The sequence below is a fragment of the Paraburkholderia sp. J94 genome (genome assembly GCF_905220285.1).
GTDB classification, from domain to species: domain Bacteria; phylum Pseudomonadota; class Gammaproteobacteria; order Burkholderiales; family Burkholderiaceae; genus Paraburkholderia; species Paraburkholderia tropica_A.
Genome location: NZ_CAJMZH010000001.1, coordinates 86,873 through 103,760 on the forward strand (window position 1 = coordinate 86,873; position 16,888 = coordinate 103,760).

Genomic DNA, 16,888 nt, shown 5'->3' on the forward strand with positions numbered 1-16,888 from the left:
GAGCAGGAGGCGACATGGCTTTGGTATTGGATATCGGTACGACGGCGGCGATGCTGTTCATCGTGACAGCCGGTTTGATGGTGATTTTCGGCGTCATGAAAATCGTGAATTTCGCTCACGGCGCGCTGCTGACGCTCGGCGGTTACGCGAGCTTCGTGGTCACGCAACTGAAACTCGATCCGTGGTTCGGCTTGCCGCTCGCGATTGTCGTGGGCACGGCGGTCGGCATGATCGTCGAGTGGGTCATCGTGCGGCCGCTGTATAAACGGCCGCTCGATGCGATTCTCGCGACGTGGGGGCTCGGCATCGTCATCGGCCAGATCATCGTGATGGTGTTCGGCCGCGAGGTGCAGTTCGTGCCGACGTCGATCAAGGGCGCGGTCTCGATCGCGGGCACCGAATATTCGGCGTACCGCTTGTTGCTGATACCGGTTGCGCTCGCGCTGTGCGCCGTGCTCACGCTGTTGCTGTCCGGCACGCGCTTCGGCGTGAAGACGCGCGCGGTGATCATGAACGAAGACCTCGCGCGCGGGCTCGGCATTCACTCGGGGCGCATCCGCTTCATCACGTTCAGTCTGGGCGCGGCGCTCGGCGCGCTCGCGGGCGCGCTGATCACGCCGCTGTCGAGCGTGGACCCCGACATGGGCGTCGCGTGGATCGTCAGCGCCTTCATGCTCGTGATGGTGTCGGGGCATTCGATGCTCAGCCTGCTCGTGACCTGCATCGTGTTCGGCGCGTGCCAGGTACTCGTCAGCACGTTCGTGAGTCCGGTGCTCGGCGGCCTGACCATCGCGGTGCTGGCGGCGCTGACGCTGCGCATCCGTCCGCGAGGCTTCGCTCATGGCTAAGATCGACGTCTCGTTGTCCCACGATCGGACCGAAGCAAATGCGCACGCGGGCGAGGGCGAAAGCGCGTCCACGCATCGTGCGCATCTCACGCATCGCGCGCGTCGCCGCCAGTCGTGGCGCGATCTCTCGATCGTGTTCGGCTGCGCGCTCGCGCTGCTGATCGCCGGGCCGTTTCTGTTCGGCTCGTATCTGCTCAACATCCTGATTCAAGCCTTTTTCTTCGCGGCGGTCGCCGTCACCGTCGATCTGTTGTGGGGCTACACCGGCTATCTGACGTTCGGGCAGTCGGCGTTCTTCGGGCTGGGCGCCTATGCGGCCGGCCTGGTGTTCACGCACGCGGGATTCTCGCCGCTGCATGCGCTGCTCGCCGCGGGCGCGGCCATCGCGGCGCCGGTCGTCGTCGCGGCGGTGGTCGGGTGGCTGTCGTTCTATCGCGGCGCGTCGCCGTTCTTCGCCACGGTGATGTCGCTCGTGTTACCGATCGTGCTGACCCAACTGCTGCTGTCGGGCGGCACGTGGACCGGTTCGAGTTCCGGCCTCACCGGCTTCGAGACCTTCGATCTCTCGCTGGGCGCGTGGTACGGCATCGCGGGCGCGGCGCTGCTGGCGGTGGTCGCCGCCGCCTGGTGCTTCGTGCGCAGCGACGGCGGCCGCCTGCTCGCGGCGATCCGCGATAACGAGTCGCGCTGTGCCTATCTCGGCATCAACACGTCGCGGATCAAGATCGCGCTGCTGGCGGTGACGGCGGCAATCGCCGGGCTCGCGGGGTTTGGCTACGGCGCGTTCAGCGGCGTGGTCGCGCCCGAACTGTCGGGCTTCGTGCTCGGCACGCAGCTCATCATCTGGGTCGCGCTCGGCGGGCGCGGCACGCTGTGGGGGCCGGTGATCGGCGCGCTGCTCATCAACGTCGCCAGCGCCTACCTGAGCGGCAGCATGCCGTTCGCGTGGCAGCTGATTCTGGGCGCGGCGTTCGTCCTCGTGATCGTGATGCTGCCGCAAGGGCTCGTGCCGCTGCTCGTGAAGCCGCTGCGCCGTTTCATGGCCGCCAGCGCCGGCGCGCCCGCGCTGACCGAACGCGCGCCGCGCGACGATCACGCACCGCAGCCCGGCCAACCGGCGCTGCAAATGAGCGGCGTGGCGCGCCACTTCGGCTCGCTGAAGGTGCTGCAGGGCATCGACCTGGTCGCCGACGGAGGCGAACTGGTCGGCCTGATCGGCCCGAATGGCGCGGGCAAGACCACGCTGATGCGCTGCATGAGCGACGGCGCGGAGCGTTCGGCGGGCAGCGTGATGCTGTGCGGCAGCGACATCGGCACGCTGGCGCCCGAGGGCTGCGTGAAGCTCGGGCTCGGACGCAAGTTCCAGAACGCCAATGTGTTCGAGACGCTGACGGTCGCCGAGTGCCTGCGCGTGGCGCGCACGCTCGTCGAGCGTCCGTCGTTCGTGCGCCGTTCGCCGACGCTCGCGCTGCCGCCGTATGCGCTCGAGGTGATGCGCGCGACGCATCTGGATCGCAAGCTCGACGCCGTCGCGAAGGATCTCTCGCATGGCGAGCAGCAGGCGCTCGAACTGGCGATGGTGCTCGCGCTGGAGCCGCGCATCGTGCTGCTCGACGAACCCACGGCGGGTCTCACGAAGGTGGAGCGCACGCAGATCGGCGGCGTGCTCGCGGCGCTCGCGCATCGATACGGGCTCTGCTGTCTGCTCGTCGAGCACGACCTCGATTTCGTCGCCGAGGTCGCCACGCGCATCGTCGTGCTGCATCAGGGCACGATGGTGATGCAGGGGAGTTTCGACGAAGTGGTGAACTCCGATCTGGTGAAGACCATCTACGCGGGCAGCGCGCAGGAGGCGGCATGAGTGAGATGAGCGATATGAGTGATACGGCACTGGACGTTCGCGACATCACCAGCGGATACCGCAATTCGATCGTGCTGCGCAAGCTGTCGCTGCGCGTCGCGGCGGGCGAGGCGCTCGCGCTGCTCGGCAAGAACGGCATGGGCAAGACCACGCTGCTCAAGACGATCATGGGCTATCTGCCGACGCAAAGCGGCACGATCCACGTGCGCGGCGCGAACGTCACGCGGCTCGCGCCGCATCGCATCGCGCGCGCGGGCGTGGCCTACGCGCCGCAGGAGCACGCGCTGTTTCATGACCTGAGCATTCGCGACAATCTGCGACTCGGGCTCGAACAGGCGTCGACGTTCGATGAACGCTTCGCGCAGATCGAGCCGGTGTTTCCGGTGTTCAAGGATCGTCTGCGCCAGATGGCGGGCACGCTCTCGGGCGGCGAGCAGAAGATGCTGCTGGTCGCGCGCGCGCTGATGATGGCGCCATCGATGATCCTGCTCGACGAAATCACCGAAGGGCTGCAACCGTCGGTCATCGACCGGCTCGCGCAGGCGCTGCGCTGGGAGCGCGAGCGGCGCGGCACGACGCTGTTGCTGATCGAGCAGAACGTGCCGTTCGCGCTCGCGGTCGCCGACCGCTACGCCGTGCTCAAGCAAGGCGCGATCATCGAGGAGGGCGACGCGAAGACGGACCGCGCCGCGCCCGCGATCTTCGCGCATCTGCGGGTCTAGGCGCCGTTACGTGAGTTCGATGTGCCGGAGCGCGTCTTCGAGTACGATCGAGCGGCGTAGCGTTGACGTCGGGCGCATGCCGCGTGCCTCGTGCTTGATCCCGGCCGCCTCTAATCAGGAGAGAAGCGTCATGCAGTCCACATCACAACAGTCGCGGGGACAGCCAGCCACGGAGGCCGGATGGCGGGTCGGCGTGCTGTACTCGCGCACGGGCGTGACGTCGGCGACCGAGTCCGAGCATTTTTTCGGCACCGTGCTCGCGATCGAGGAAATCAACGCGGCGGGCGGCGTGGACGGGCGCCTGCTCGATCCGGTCGTCTACGATCCGCGCAGCGACCCGGACGAATACCATCGGCTCGCCTCGCGTCTGCTCCAGGACGACGACGTGACGGTGATATTCGGCGGTTCGACCTCGTCGAGCCGCAAGGCGGTGCTCCCGCTGATCGAACGCTACAACGCGCTGCTCTGGTACTGCTCGATCTACGAAGGCTTCGAGTATTCGCCGAACGTCATCTATACGGGCGCGGTGCCGAACCAGAACAGCATGCAGCTCGCCGCGTATCTGCTGCGCCATCATGGTCAGCGCTTCTTTCTGGTGGGCGCCGATTACATCTATCCGCGCGAATCGAACCGCATCATGCGCGACATGGTCGAGCAGCACGGCGGCGAGATCGTCGATGAAATCTATCTGCCGAGCGATGCCGAACCGGCCGCGCTCGACGAGGTCGTGCGGCAGATTCGCGCCGCGCAGCCCGACGTGGTGTTCTCCACGCTGATCGGGCGCGGCGCGCGCAAGTTCTATCAGCTCTATCGCGAGCACGGTATCGACCCCGCGCGCATTCCCATCGCGAGCCTGACGATGACCGAGGGCGAGACGCATATGATCGGCCCCGAACTCTGCGGCCACCATATCGTCGCGGCCAGTTATCTGAACACGCTCGAACTCGCGGGCAACCGGCGCTTTCTCGACGCGTGGCGCGCGCGCTTCGGCGATCAGCCTGCCAGCATGTGGTCGGAGATGGCGTACAACCAGGTGCATCTGTTCGCGCTCGCGCTCGCGCGCACGAAGACGCTCGACACCGCGAAGCTCGTGGAGGCCGTGCACGAAGTCGAATTCGATTCGCCCGAGGGTCTCTTGCGGATCGACCGCGAGAACAATCATGCGATCCTCACGCCGCGCATCGCGGTCTGCCGCCCCGATGGCGCGTTCGACATCGTCTGGGAAGGGCGCGCGCCGATCAAACCCGATCCGTACCTGATCTCGTACGGCTTCGGCGAATTCTGGCTAGACGGAGAACGGCCATGACGACGTGGGCGCGCCGCCTGTTCGACGATCTGCGCACGCTGCGCGTGCTCGTCATCCATCCGCCCGGCGACGACCGCAACGTGCTCGACGAGCAGTTGCGCCGTATCGGTTGCCTCGTGACGGTGGTCTGGCCGTTTCCGTCACCACTGCCGAGCGATGCGGACGTGGTGTTCTTTCTCGTGGGCGCCGATGTGCGCCGCGCGGGCAACTGGTGCGCGGCCGACACGCAGGCGACGCTGATCGCGCTCTCCGACTATGAAAATCCCACCGCGCTGAAGATGCTGCTCGATACGCAGGCGCACGGCGTGATCACCAAGCCTTATCGGTCGACGGGCATTCTGAGCACGCTGGTGCTTGCGCGCGCGGCGTCGGGTTATCAGCAGCGGCTGCAAAGCAAGATCGGCAAGCTCGAAGATGCCATCAAGGCGCGCCGCCACATCGAGCGCGCCATGCGTATTTTGATCGATGTGCATCGGCTCAGCGAAAACGAGGCTTATGAGCATATCCGCTCGCGGGCGACGCGTTTGCGAGCGACCGTTGGCGAAGTGGCGACGATGGTGATCGACGCTCATGAAGCGATGGAGAAGCTCGGTCTGGATAAACGGCCCGGTTGAGCGAGCTAGTCGATCGAATCAGTTGAACGACCTGGGCCAAGCGGACCGCCGCGCCACGTGCAATGCGTGGAGCAGGTGATCCACGCAATCGAGCCCCAACCCGTCGCCACGATCACGCCCGACGACGACCGCGATTCGCAGCGCTCGCCCTGTTCGATCTCGTCGAGCGAGCAAGCGTGCGCGCGCGGACCGAATCGACCTAGAACTTCGTGCGGATTCCCGCGCCGAAGGTGTCGCCGCTCGACAGCTTGTCGAAGTGGTCGTACATATACGCCGCATAGACATCGGTGCGTTTGGACAGGGCATAGTCGTAGCCGAGCGCCGCGGTTTGCCGCGTCTGGTCGAGGCCGCCGCTGTCGCGCGAATACGCATACGACGCCATCACCGTGCCGCCGCCCAGCGCGACCGATACACCAGTCTGGTAGGTGTTCACATGCCAGCTGCTCGCGAGTTCGTCGTTCTTCGTGTACATGTACTGGCCGAAGAATTTCACCGCCTTCAGATCGTAGGACAGCCCGACCTGCGCGACGCTCTGGCTGCGCATGCCTTCGACGAGCGTGCTCAGATCGCCGGGCGTGCTGTTGAAATTCGCGTATTGATAAACGCCGGTGGCCGCGAACGGACCATGGAAATAGAGGAATTGCGCGCTCCATTTCTTCGCGCCGTTTTCGCCGGCCTGATTGCCGAGGCCGTACATCAGCGAGCCGGAGAGGCCGTTATAGTTCGGCGTCGAATACTGCACGGTATTGCTCCAGCCCGAATCGCCGATCACGCCCATGTCGGTCGTATAGCTCGGGCCGCTGCCGAGGCCCAGATACGTGTGCCAGATCATCGGCGAGAATTCGTATGAGTCCACGAACGGGTTGAAGAGGATCGTCGAGATAAAGAGCGGCGTGGTTTGGCGGCCGAGTGTCAGCGTGCCGTAGACCGATTCGATGCCGACGTAGGCGTTGCGGGAGAAGAAGGTGTCGCCGGTGAAGCGGCCTGCCTGGCCGTTTTGAGGCAGGAAAAAGTCTTCCAGGGCGAAGACGGCCTTGTAGCCGTTGCCCAGGTCTTCCGAGCCTTTCAGGCCCCAGTATGAGGTGGACATGCCGCCGCCCGATACTTCCCATGCGCGTTGGCCGCCCGGCATTTTTTGTGCGCCGATCCATGTGTCGACCTGGCCGTAGAGCTGGACGCTCGATTGTGCGTGGGCCGCGGCCGAGGTGAGTGCCAGTGTTGCCGCTGCGAGAAGCAGCCGTGCTGCCGGGTTTGCTGCCGATTTGTTTTTTGCTGGGCTTTTCATTTTGATTAGCATGGCTAATATTTCTTGTGAAAAATTTTTTGCGGGAGCGTGGCTGCTAGTTACTACTCGTGCGTTTTCTTCTCGTGTTGGCCTTTCCTTGTTTTCTTGTCGGTCTGCATGCGTTGCCCCTGTGCGGGGCGGCACCTACTTTTCTTTGCAGCGGCAAAGAAAAGTAGGCAAAAGAAAGCCGCTCACACCGCTAGTGTGACGCCGTCCACCACGCGCCATCCGCGGTAGTGGTTCCGGAGCGTCTGGCATCACGCGGCCACCAGCGGAGTGACAAGGCAATCATTCATCCCGCTGCGCGCGATGCGCGCAGCGGTTGGGTTTGCTCGGGAAACCCGCAGGGTTTCGCCCTCATCGGGTGAAGGGGCGGGTTAGTGACGGGGGGGCCGTTTGGCGGCCCATCAGGCCTGCTACCGCGATCAGTGCGAGCAGGTAGGGGAGCATGACCAGTAACGCGGTCGGGACGTGCAGGCCGAACATCTGTAACTGGAATTGCATCGCCGTCGCCGCGCCGAATAGCAGGCATGCCAGCGCCGTGCGGCCGATCTTCCAGTTGCCGAAGATGATCGCCGCGATCACCAGGTAGCCCGTGCCGTTCGTCATCCCCTCCGTAAAGGTGTGGATGTCGCCGATCGAAATGAAGCAGCCCGCCGCCGCCGACATCACGCCCGAAAACAGCACCGCGCCGTAGCGCAGTTTCACTACGGAGACGCCCGACTGGTCTACCGCGCGTGGCGACACACCCACCGCGTGCAGCGCGATGCCCAGCGCCGTGTGGCGCATCGTCCATGCCGTGGCGGCGAGGATCGCCAGCCCTGCGTAGAGCAGCCAGACCTGGTGGAAGACGGCGTCGCCAATCAGCGGCAATTGTCCGAGGCCCGGCGGCGACCAGCGGGCGAGGCCCGGAATCGCCGCTTCCGAGCGTGAGCCGAAAATCTCGCGATACGCGAGCGTCGTGCCGCCCAGCGCGAGAATGTTGATGCCGATGCCCGTCACCACCTGGTTCGCGCGCAGCGTCACGCTCAGGAACGCCTGGAGCAGCGCCACCGGCAGCACGCCCAGCACGCCGCAGAGCAGGCCGATGGCCGGGTTGCCGGTCCACCACGAGGCCGTCGCGCCTACGAATGCGCCCGTCAGCATCATGCCTTCCACGCTCATGTTGAGCACGCCCGCGCGCTCGCTCACGAGCTCGCCCGTGGAGGCGAGCAGCATCGGCGCGGCGAGGCGGATCGACGAGCCCGCGAATACAGCGAACAGTTCCGCGTTCATTGACGGTCTCCCTTGCGTTCGAGCCAGATCGCGCCGCCCGCGAGCGCGATCGTGACGATGCCCTGCACGATCAGCACCAGTGCCGACGGCACCGCCGCGACCATCTCCATGTTGATGCCGCCCGAGCGCAGGAAGCCGAACAGCAGCGCGCAGGCGAACACGCCCGTGATCGAGCCGCGCGAGAGCAGGCCGACCACGAGGCCGTCGAAGCCGTAGCCCGACGAGAAGCCCGCCTTGAGCGAGCCCTGATCGCCTTGCAGCATTAGCGCGCCCGCGAGTCCGCCGAATGCGCCAGCGATCGCGAGCGCGGCGACGATCGTCGACGTGATCGGCAAGCCCGCGCGTCGTGCGGCCACCGCGTTCAGCCCGGTCGCGCGCAAGGCGAAGCCGAAGCGCGTGTAGCGCAGCATCAGCGTCGCGGCGACGGCGAGCACGAGCGTCACAGGCAGGCCGATATGCAGGCCGAGGCCGCTGTCCGCGAACAGCGCGGGCAAGTGCGTGGCGTCGGGAATCTCCAGCGATTCGGGCAGCGTGGCGCCGCTGGTCATCGGCTGGCGCAAGAGCGCTTCGCTTTGCACGCACCAGTAAAGCAGCCACACGGCGACGAACGAGAGCAGCAGCGTGCTGATGACTTCGCTCGTGCCCGCCTTCGCTTTCAGCACGCCCGAGACGCCGCCCCAGAGCGCGCCCGCGGCGGCCGCGCAGAGCATCGGCACGATGAAGGCGAGGCCGAAGGGCAGGCCCGCGCAGTGGCCGTACAGGCTCATCGCCGTCGAGACGATGCCGCCGATGGCGATCTGTCCTTCCGCGCCGACGTTGGTCAGTTGCGCGCGATGCGCAATCACGAAGCCGATGCCGACGAGCGCGAACACGAGCGCGCGATTGACCGACGCGCCCACGGCATACGGCGAGCCCCATGCGCCGTCGGCGAATGCGGCGAGCGCGTCGCGCACGTTCACGCCCATCAGCGCGATCAGGCCGAGCGCGACGCAGAACGCGAACACGATCGCGCCTCCGATCACGCCCGCGCCGCGCAACGGCGATGCGCCGCCGCGTGCGGTAGGCGACGCCAGCGGCCAGGCGCGCGCGGCCAGCGATTTACGAAGCGAATTCATTGCGAGTCTCCTGCGCCGGCCATCCATGCGCCGATACGTGAGCGATTGGCCGCCTCGGGCGTGCAACTGCCCATGATGCGGCCGCGATACAGCACGACGATGCGGTCGGCGACGCTCATCAGTTCGTCGAGTTCGGACGAGATCAGCAGCACGCCCACGCCGCGTTCGCGCGCCGCGCGGATGTGCCGGTAGACGGCGGCCACCGCGCCGACGTCGAGCCCGCGCGTCGGTTGCGCAGCCAGCAGAAAATGCAGCGGGTCGAGCGTGAGTTCGCGCGCGAGCACGGCCTTTTGCTGATTGCCGCCCGAGAGTCCGCCGAAGATCGCGTCGGGTCCGCTCGCGCGTACGTCGAAGCGTTCCATCAGTTCGACCGCGCGCTCGCGCATCGCGCGGCGTTGCAGCCAGCCCGCGCGCGAGTAGCGATCGAGATGATTGAGCATGAGGTTGTCGACGAGGCTCATGCCGGTCACGCAGCCGACCGCGTGCCGGTCCTCGGGCACGATGCCCACGCCCGCGCGCGTGAGTTCGCGCGGCGTCGCGCGCGTCATGTCCTGGCCCGCGACGAAGAAGCGGCCCGCCGCCGCGGGCATCATGCCCGCGAGCACGGCGCCCAGTTCGCTCTGGCCGTTGCCTTCCACGCCCGCGATGCCGACGATCTCGCCGCGATTCACGACGAGCGTGCAATCGGCGAGACGCAGCACGCCTTCGGCGTCGCGCGCGGCGAGGCCGTCGATCTGCAACACCTCGTCGCTCAGCGCGCGCGACCACGGCGAGCCTTCATGCGGCTGCGAGAGCGACAGTTGCGCGTGCAGATCGGCGGCTTGCGCGTTCGACGCGCGGCGGATCATCGCGTCGACGAGACGGTCGATGTCGTTCGCGGGCGCCTCGGAGCGCGCGACCACGCGGCCCGATTGCAGCACCGTCGCGTGCGTGGCGATGCGGCAGATCTCCTTGAGCTTGTGCGTGACGAGCACGACGGCGCAGCCGTTCGCGGCCACGCGCGCGCAGGTGTCGAGCAGCGCGTCGATCTCGGCGGGCAACAGGACGGCGGTCGGTTCGTCGAGCAGCAGCAGACGCGGCTCGCGCATCAGACACTTGACGATTTCCACGCGCTGGCGCTCGCCCACCGAAAGATCGGCGATGCGCGCGTCGAGCGGCAGCGTCAGGCCCACGCGTGCGAGCGTCGCTTCGACGCGCTGGGCTTCGCGCGCGCGATCGATGCGCCCGCGCGCCTGGCCGAGCAGCAGGTTGTCGAGCACGCTCGCATCGTCGACGAGACTGAAGTGCTGATGCACCATCGCGATGCCGTGCTCGATCGCCTCGCGCGGATTGCGCGGCCGATACGTGACGCCGTTCATGCGCATCGTGCCCGCATCGGGCTGATACACGCCGAAGATCACGTTGCAGAGCGTGGATTTGCCCGCGCCGTTTTCGCCGAGCAGGCAATGCACATCGCCGGCCATGAGGTCGAGCGACACCTCGTCGAGCGCCTGAAACGCACCGAAGCGCTTGCCGATCCCTTCGAGCGACAGCACCGGCGCGGGCGCGGGAGACACGACGGCGTTCATGATCAGCCTTCCATGACCTTGATCTTGCCGCTCTGGATGTCGTCTTCGATCTGCTTGAGCTTCGTGTCGATCGCGGGCGTGGAATGACACACGGCCATGCCCGACGACTTCGGCCCCATCGCGAGACCGAAGGCCTTGTAGCCCGGCTGCCACGTGCCTTTCTCCAGTTGCTCGATCGCGTATTGCGCCTGATAGCCGACGCCCGTGATGCTGTACGCGACATAGAGCGGATCGCTGCCGCAACGGTCGGTGTAGCTGCCGATGATGTGCGTGTTCTTTTCTTTCGCCGCCTGCTCGATGCCGCGCAAGCCGAGATTGAGAATGTGATAGTGAATGTCGGCGCCTTGCGCGATGGCGGCGGCGGTGGCTTCGCGCGCTTTCGCTACGTCGTCGAAATCGCCGGTGTAGCTCTCGAAGTATTTGATCTTCGGATTGATATAGCGTGCGCCTTCGCCGAACTCCTTGCCCGCGTTCACGATCGACGGAATCTCCATGCCGCCCACGTAGCTCACGGCGTTGGTCTTCGTGAGCATCGCGGCGGCCGCGCCCGCGACGAAGGCAATTTCGGCCTGCTTCACGTCATAGCCCGCGACGTTGGGCGGCATCGCTTGCCCCTTGCTGCCGCCGACGATCGAGAACTTCACTTTCGGAAAGCGCTTCGCGATCTTGATGACGGCCGCCTGCGTCTGGCCGCCCACGCCGATCACGAGTTCGTTCTTCGCGGCGAGATTCGTGAGCGCCTGCTCCATGTCCGCGTAGTTGATGTTCTCGATGATCTGCGTCTTGAGCTTCGGGCCGAATTCCTTTTGCGCGGCCATCACGCCGTCATAACCCGATTCCATCCAGCCTTTGTCGGTCTTCGAGCCGGGAATCAGGACGCCGACATGCATGGCGTCGTCGGCGGCATAAACCGCGGGCGGCGTCACCGCACCCAGTCCCAGCGCGAGGCCGACCGTGGCGAGCACGCGCAGACGCAGGCGCGCCGGTGCAGGGCGTTGCGGGAATCGAATCGAAAGCAGCTTCGCGGAAGACATCGTGACACTCCTTGTTTGCCGTAGCGTTTGAGTTTCGTTTTGCAGTTTCGGTAAGTGAACTCTTCATGAACGAAACGGATAAAAGCAAGTTGAATGCCATGTATGTCGAACGCATGTCATCGTTTTGCCGAAAGCGGCGAGATGTCCATTCGCATCGGGGTTTGCGCGTGGTGTGAGGCTGTGAGCGTGGCGTTGAGCGAACGTGTGCGCACACGCGCGAGTGCGCCGCGCATGCACCAAAGCCGCCTTCGATGCCTGCGCGCGGGGCGTGCGTGCAAGCGATGGCGCGCGTACGCACCACGGCGGCGCGCTGCGGCTTCGCGTCAATCGATGCGGTGTTCGTTGCGGTATTCAACGCAGCAATCCATGCTGCAATCGATGCAGCGGCCCGCGAGTTCGCACAGTGCGCGCCGTGCTGCTATATTCGCGGCAAGCGGCGCATGCGCCGATGGATTTTTCTTCCGCACGAACGAACCTACTTTTGCCATGACGCGTGTCGCCGCTCGCTCCGCCAGTCCTTCGAAGCCGAAAAAAACCGCTGCAAAAAAGCCGGCGCGTGTCGCTGCGGAAGAGGCGCAGGAACCCGTGCGCGAAACCATGCGGCAGCGTCTGGCGGCGGCAACGCGCGGGCGCATCTTTCGCGTCGCGCTCGCGGAATTCGCGGAGAAGGGCTTGAGCGGCGCGCGCGTGGAAACCATCGCGAGCCGCGCGAAGGTCAACATCCGCATGATTTATCACTACTTCGGCGGCAAGGAAGCGCTCTATCTGGAAGTGCTCGAATTCGTGCTCGGCCGTTTGCGCGCCGAAGAACTCAAGCTCGAACTCGACGTCGATCGCGTCAAGCCCGTCGAAGGCATTGTGCTGCTCTATGAGTTCATCGAAGGGCATTTCGCGGCGCATCAGGAACTCGGCAAATTGCTGTCGTTCGAGAACCTGAATCGCGCGCGCGTGATGAAGCGTTCGAAGGCCATTCCCGAAATGGCTTCGCCGGTGCTCGTGCTGTTGCGCACGCTGATCGAGCGCGGCGAAAAGGACAAGACGCTGCGCGCCGGGCTCGAACCGCTGCATCTCTACGTCGCGCTCGTGAGCTTGTGTTCGTTCCACAAGTCGAACGCGTACACGCTGTCGTGCATCTTCAATGCCGATCTGCTCGCGCCGAGCTGGCAGGACGAGCAGAAGCGGCAGGCGCAGGAGATGGTGCGCGCGTTCGTGCGCGCCTGAGGTCGTCAGTCCAGGGCGAACGTGTGCGCTTGCCGGCTCGCATCGGCGGCCATCGCGAGACCGTCGCTGCGCGGATCGTGCGCGCCGAGCGCCCAGCCATCGGCGTCGATGCGGATCACGCCGGGATGTCCCGCGAGCGGACTCTGCGCCGCAATCGTCGAGACCTCGTGGCCGCGCGCCGAGAGTTCCGCTAGCACTGTCTCGCCCGCATCGGCTTCCAGCTTGAGCGCGTCGCGCGTGTCGGAGAAGGTCCGGCCGAGCAGAAAACGCGGCCTCGCGAGCGCCGCGAGCGGGTCCATGCGGTAATCGATCAAGCGCGTGAGAATGGCCGCGAGCGTTTGCGGCTGACCGTCCGCGCCCTGCGTGCCGAACAACAGATGCGGGCGGCCATCGCGCAGATACATGCCCGGCGTGAGCGTGTGGAACGGCCGCTTGCCCGGCGCGAGCGCGTTGGGATGCCGTGCGTCGGTGCCGAATGCCGCGCCGCGGTTGTGCCAGAGAATGCCGGTGTCGCCGGCCACCACGCCGCTGCCCCAATCGAAATACACCGTTTGCAGCAGGCTCACCGAGCGTCCCTCGCGATCGGTCGCGCCGATGAACACCGTGTCGCCGTGACGAAAACGATGCGGCCATGCACGCGCGCGGCGCATGTCGATGGAGCGCGCGTGCGCCGCGAGCGTCTCGGGCGCGAGCAGCGTGTCGACGGGCACCTCGGCGAAATCGGGATCACCCACGTAGCGGTCGCGATCGACGAACGCACACTTCACGGCTTCCACGAGCACGTGATAGTAGTCGGCGCTGCCTTCCTCGATATCGGCGAAATCGAAGTGCGCGAGCGTGCCCATGATTTCGAGCATCGTCACGCCTTGCGTGGGCGGCTGCAAACCGACGAGTTCGCCGCCGCGATACGGCACGCGCAACGGCGCTTCCTCGCGCGCGCGCGTGCTGGCGAGATCGTGCAAGTCGAGCGGCGAGCCCGCTTCGCGCAGACCTCGCACGATACGCTCGGCCAGTTCGCCTTCGTAGAATTCGCGCGCGCCATATCGCGCGATGCGTTCGAGGCTGCGCGCGAGCGCCGGTTGCGCGAAGCGCGAGCCGGGCGCGGGCGCTGCGCCCGTCGCGTCATCGGGCGCGAAGGTCGCGGCGAAACCGGGCTGCGCGTTCAATTCGTCGGCGCGCAGCGTTTGCCAGAAGTGCTGCGACTGCGTCACGGCAAAGCCGTCCTTCGCGTATTCGATGGCGCGTTCGAACAGCGTCGACCACGCCAGCGTGCCGCCCCATGTATCGCGTGAATGAGCGAAGGCGCGCGCCCACGTATCGAGCGTGCCCGCGCTCGTGAGCGCCGCCGCGCCGCCGCGCAGCGGAATCGAGCCGCCGTTGTTGTTGGGGAGATCCATGGCCGCCTGGCCTGCGCCCGAAATCGTGCGCACGTCGCCACTGCGATCGGCGACGACCCAGAAGGCGTCGCCGCCCAATCCCGTGAAATGCGGATACGTCACGCACAGCACCGCGCCGATGGCGATGGCGGCTTCGATGGCGTTGCCGCCCGCGCGCAGCACATCGCGCCCGGCGGCGCTCGCGAGCGCGTGCGGGCTCGTCACCATGCCATCGCGCGAGCGGGCGTTTGAAGCATTCAAAATTTTGGACTCCGTTATATGTTCGCGGTCTCGCCGTGACGTGCGGACAGCGTTTGCGCGAGCCGCAGCAGCGCGCGGTCGGTGCCGCGTGCGCCGATCAGTGAGAGCGCGAGCGGCCGGTCGCATTCGTCGGTGAACGGCAGCGTGATTTGCGGCAGGCCGCCGAGCGAGGCGATGGCGTTGAGCGTGAGCGCGTCTTCATAGAAGCGCGCGAGCGTGTCGCCGTCGGCGTCCTTCGCGAGCAGCGCGCGCGGTGTGGTCGGCATGACGAGCACGCAGTCTTGCAGCCGCGCGTCGAGTTGCGCGGCGAGCGTCGCGCGCAGCGCGCGCCAATGCGGCGTGCGTGTGCGGTCGTAGGCGTCGATGTGCGCGAAGCGCGGCGCGATCGACGGACCGAAGCGCGGTTTCGCCGCGCGTAGCCACGCGCCGAGCGCGGCGTCGATATCGGCTTCCTGCACGGCCTGATAGCACGCGAGCCAATCCGCGGCCGCAATGAGATCGAAGATCGGCACGGTGTCGTGCGTGCCGAGCGATTGCGCGAGTGCGTCGAGGCGCGCGGCATCGTCGGGTTCGTGGCGGGCGCGGCGCGTGAAGGCTTCGTCCACGCGCAGCAGCTGGAGCGATGACGTCGCGCGATCGGCGGGTAACAGTACGTCGCCGACGCTCGTCAAAAGTTCGGCGGAGCGCGCGAGCCAGCCCACCGTGTCGAGGCTCGGCGCGAACGGGACCACGCCGTCGAGCGCGATCACGCCGTGGGTCGGCCGCATGCCGTAGAGCCCGCAGAACGCAGCGGGCACGCGCACCGAGCCGCCCGTATCGGTGCCGAGCGCGAAGTCCACCGTGCCCGCCGCGACCGCCGAAGCCGACCCGCTCGACGAACCGCCCGGCAGCGCGTGCGGCCAGCGCGGATTCAGCGGCGTGCCGTGATGATGATTCGCGCCTTCGAGGCTATAGGCGAGTTCATCGGTGATCGTTTTGCCTTCGAGCGCTGCGCCCGCGCGCAACAAGGCCGCGACGCAGGACGCGTGCTCGCGTGCGGGTGTTTGCGCCGCGAGCCAGTCGGGATTGCCGCCGCCCGTGCGCACGCCCGCCACGTCGATCAGATCCTTGACCGCGAAGCGCAGACCGTCGAGCGGGCCGCGCGCGAGCGGCGCGACGCGGGTGGCGTCGCCGGGCACGAAGGCGTTCACGCGGGCTGCTCCACCGCTTCGACTGCTTCGACCGCTTCGACAATACGCTTCGAGTCGGTGACGAAGCCGAAGCACTTCTTCACGTTCCAGATCGTGGCTTCGGTGCAGAACGCGGGCGAGGACGTCGCGCAGCAATCCTCGACGAGCACGCAGCCGTAGCCGAGAAAGTTGGCGTCGGTGAGCGAGTGCAGCACGCATTGATCCGTATTCACGCCCGCGAACAGCAGCGTGCGCACGCCGAGATTGCGCAGGATGCTGTCGAGCGGCGTGTCCCAGAAGCCGCTGATGCGATATTTATCCACGCAGATGTCTTGCGGCAGCGGCTTCAGTTCGTCCACCACGGCGGCGGCCCACGAGTCTTTTTCGAGCACATGCGAACCATTGCTCGCGAGCGGCTCGCCGAGACCGGTACCGTGTCCGGTCGGCTTGTAGAGATGCAGTTGATTCGGCGGCATGTTGGCGAGGTCGGGGCGGTTGCCCCAGTTCACCCAGATCACCGGCACGCCTTGCGCGCGCAGCGCGGGCAGCAGCGTTTGCAGCGGGGCGATGGGCGCGCGGTCGGCGCTGTAGTCGCCGCCGATCTGCGAGACCCAGCCGCCTTCGGTGCAGAAGTCGTTCTGCATGTCGATCACGACGATGGCCGTGCGGCTCAGGTCGACGCGCACGTGCTGCGGCTCGCAGGCGAGCGTCGCGAGACGCGGTTCGGGGCCGCGTGCCGACATGTCGACGAGCGCCGGGCTCGCGAGCCAGTGATAGGCATCGGCGCGGCCGAGACGGTTGGCGGTGGCGGGCGCGTCGTTAAGAAGGTTGGCTTCGGACATCGGCTGGGGCTCTCCGCGAGTAGCGTTCGTTCATGAATAAGATACTTACTGAAACATGCAAGATCGGTGCCAGTGCGGAGCGCGGGCGCCAGCGCTTGCCGCAGCGGAGTGACGAGCGAAATCGGGCGATGAAGTTGTGCGCGCGGCGATCCGGCGTGGCGCGCGTATGCCCCGAAGCGGGGCGCGCTGCACGAAGTTGCGACGGCGGGGTGCGTGCACAGGCAACGTGAATCGTTGCACCTTCACGCGACGCTAAATGGACCACCATGGACCACGATGGCGCGCGAACCGCGCCGCGTGCTGCCTGCGCGGTATGTGCATGATTGCCGGACAAGCACGCCAGGCAAGCCTTCGAAGTGCGCTCCGGGTCATCTGGCATGGATGCTGCGTG

General features: G+C 66.4%; 14 protein-coding genes. 6 read left to right on the plus strand and 8 right to left on the minus strand.

The genetic code is table 11. The annotated features are described in order from the left end of the window. Positions 1 to 14 precede the first annotated feature (14 nt). The 5 genes from U4Y88_RS00390 to U4Y88_RS00410 all read left to right on the plus strand — a co-directional run bounded on the left by U4Y88_RS00390 (position 15) and on the right by U4Y88_RS00410 (position 5,351). Complete coding sequence (locus U4Y88_RS00390) at positions 15 to 848, plus strand: branched-chain amino acid ABC transporter permease (RefSeq protein ID WP_321781544.1); 834 nt, start codon at positions 15 to 17, stop codon at positions 846 to 848. Continuing rightward, entirely contained in the window at positions 841 to 2,709 is a 1,869-nt protein-coding gene (locus tag U4Y88_RS00395; protein WP_321781545.1) for an ABC transporter permease subunit, read from the plus strand. The genes U4Y88_RS00390 and U4Y88_RS00395 overlap by 8 nt, the downstream gene beginning before the upstream one ends. A 14-nt stretch (positions 2,710 to 2,723) precedes the next feature. Then, complete coding sequence (locus tag U4Y88_RS00400; protein WP_224011890.1) at positions 2,724 to 3,431, plus strand: ABC transporter ATP-binding protein; 708 nt, start codon at positions 2,724 to 2,726, stop codon at positions 3,429 to 3,431. A 130-nt stretch (positions 3,432 to 3,561) separates the two neighbouring features. Continuing rightward, on the plus strand, positions 3,562 to 4,737 hold the full coding sequence (locus U4Y88_RS00405) for a transporter substrate-binding domain-containing protein (protein ID WP_321781546.1): 1,176 nt from the start codon (positions 3,562 to 3,564) through the stop codon (positions 4,735 to 4,737). Then, complete coding sequence (locus U4Y88_RS00410; protein ID WP_321781547.1) at positions 4,734 to 5,351, plus strand: ANTAR domain-containing response regulator; 618 nt, start codon at positions 4,734 to 4,736, stop codon at positions 5,349 to 5,351. Before U4Y88_RS00405 ends, U4Y88_RS00410 begins: the two co-directional genes overlap by 4 nt. A gap of 199 nt (positions 5,352 to 5,550) precedes the next feature. Here the strand turns inward: U4Y88_RS00410 and U4Y88_RS00415 are convergent, their stop codons facing one another. The 5 genes from U4Y88_RS00415 to U4Y88_RS00435 form a co-directional block, all read right to left on the minus strand. Then, positions 5,551 to 6,636: a porin gene (locus tag U4Y88_RS00415; protein WP_321781548.1), complete on the minus strand. Its 1,086-nt coding sequence runs from the start codon at positions 6,634 to 6,636 to the stop codon at positions 5,551 to 5,553. 357 nt (positions 6,637 to 6,993) lie between these two features. Further along, positions 6,994 to 7,911, minus strand: a complete 918-nt coding sequence (locus tag U4Y88_RS00420; protein ID WP_224011737.1) for an ABC transporter permease — start codon at positions 7,909 to 7,911, stop codon at positions 6,994 to 6,996. Then, positions 7,908 to 9,026 carry an ABC transporter permease gene (locus U4Y88_RS00425; protein ID WP_321781549.1) on the minus strand — a complete coding sequence of 373 codons (1,119 nt, stop codon included), beginning with the start codon at positions 9,024 to 9,026 and terminating at the stop codon, positions 7,908 to 7,910. The genes U4Y88_RS00420 and U4Y88_RS00425 overlap by 4 nt, the downstream gene beginning before the upstream one ends. Beyond that, a complete protein-coding gene (locus tag U4Y88_RS00430) occupies positions 9,023 to 10,594 on the minus strand; it encodes an ABC transporter ATP-binding protein (protein ID WP_321781550.1) in 1,572 nt (523 codons plus the stop codon). The genes U4Y88_RS00425 and U4Y88_RS00430 overlap by 4 nt, the downstream gene beginning before the upstream one ends. Before the next feature lie 2 nt (positions 10,595 to 10,596). Further along, positions 10,597 to 11,628 carry a BMP family protein gene (locus U4Y88_RS00435; RefSeq protein WP_321781551.1) on the minus strand — a complete coding sequence of 344 codons (1,032 nt, stop codon included), beginning with the start codon at positions 11,626 to 11,628 and terminating at the stop codon, positions 10,597 to 10,599. A 366-nt stretch (positions 11,629 to 11,994) separates the two neighbouring features. On the opposite strand from U4Y88_RS00435, the gene U4Y88_RS00440 reads away from it, so the two are divergent. Then, on the plus strand, positions 11,995 to 12,849 hold the full coding sequence (locus U4Y88_RS00440; RefSeq protein ID WP_321781552.1) for a TetR family transcriptional regulator: 855 nt from the start codon (positions 11,995 to 11,997) through the stop codon (positions 12,847 to 12,849). Positions 12,850 to 12,854: 5 nt separating this feature from the next. Here the strand turns inward: U4Y88_RS00440 and U4Y88_RS00445 are convergent, their stop codons facing one another. The 3 genes from U4Y88_RS00445 to U4Y88_RS00455 are packed head-to-tail and all read right to left on the minus strand — an operon-like array spanning position 12,855 to position 16,497. Further along, entirely contained in the window at positions 12,855 to 14,453 is a 1,599-nt protein-coding gene (locus U4Y88_RS00445; RefSeq protein WP_321782228.1) for a gamma-glutamyltransferase family protein, read from the minus strand. A 47-nt stretch (positions 14,454 to 14,500) separates the two neighbouring features. Then, a complete protein-coding gene (locus U4Y88_RS00450) occupies positions 14,501 to 15,676 on the minus strand; it encodes an amidase (RefSeq protein WP_321781553.1) in 1,176 nt (391 codons plus the stop codon). Continuing rightward, a complete protein-coding gene (locus tag U4Y88_RS00455) occupies positions 15,673 to 16,497 on the minus strand; it encodes a cysteine hydrolase (protein ID WP_321781554.1) in 825 nt (274 codons plus the stop codon). The genes U4Y88_RS00450 and U4Y88_RS00455 overlap by 4 nt, the downstream gene beginning before the upstream one ends. Positions 16,498 to 16,888: the final 391 nt, after the last annotated feature.

What these genes read in the sequence shown, in the direction of transcription:
- U4Y88_RS00390 (WP_321781544.1), top strand. Translation starts at nt 15, where the DNA reads ATGGCTTTGGTATTGGATATCGGTACGACGGCGGCGATGCTGTTCATC.
- U4Y88_RS00395 (WP_321781545.1), top strand. Translation starts at nt 841, where the DNA reads ATGGCTAAGATCGACGTCTCGTTGTCCCACGATCGGACCGAAGCAAAT.
- U4Y88_RS00400 (WP_224011890.1), top strand. Translation starts at nt 2,724, where the DNA reads ATGAGTGATACGGCACTGGACGTTCGCGACATCACCAGCGGATACCGC.
- U4Y88_RS00405 (WP_321781546.1), top strand. Translation starts at nt 3,562, where the DNA reads ATGCAGTCCACATCACAACAGTCGCGGGGACAGCCAGCCACGGAGGCC.
- U4Y88_RS00410 (WP_321781547.1), top strand. Translation starts at nt 4,734, where the DNA reads ATGACGACGTGGGCGCGCCGCCTGTTCGACGATCTGCGCACGCTGCGC.
- U4Y88_RS00415 (WP_321781548.1), bottom strand. Translation starts at nt 6,636, where the DNA reads ATGAAAAGCCCAGCAAAAAACAAATCGGCAGCAAACCCGGCAGCACGG.
- U4Y88_RS00420 (WP_224011737.1), bottom strand. Translation starts at nt 7,911, where the DNA reads ATGAACGCGGAACTGTTCGCTGTATTCGCGGGCTCGTCGATCCGCCTC.
- U4Y88_RS00425 (WP_321781549.1), bottom strand. Translation starts at nt 9,026, where the DNA reads ATGAATTCGCTTCGTAAATCGCTGGCCGCGCGCGCCTGGCCGCTGGCG.
- U4Y88_RS00430 (WP_321781550.1), bottom strand. Translation starts at nt 10,594, where the DNA reads ATGAACGCCGTCGTGTCTCCCGCGCCCGCGCCGGTGCTGTCGCTCGAA.
- U4Y88_RS00435 (WP_321781551.1), bottom strand. Translation starts at nt 11,628, where the DNA reads ATGTCTTCCGCGAAGCTGCTTTCGATTCGATTCCCGCAACGCCCTGCA.
- U4Y88_RS00440 (WP_321781552.1), top strand. Translation starts at nt 11,995, where the DNA reads ATGCTGCAATCGATGCAGCGGCCCGCGAGTTCGCACAGTGCGCGCCGT.
- U4Y88_RS00445 (WP_321782228.1), bottom strand. Translation starts at nt 14,453, where the DNA reads ATGGTGACGAGCCCGCACGCGCTCGCGAGCGCCGCCGGGCGCGATGTG.
- U4Y88_RS00455 (WP_321781554.1), bottom strand. Translation starts at nt 16,497, where the DNA reads ATGTCCGAAGCCAACCTTCTTAACGACGCGCCCGCCACCGCCAACCGT.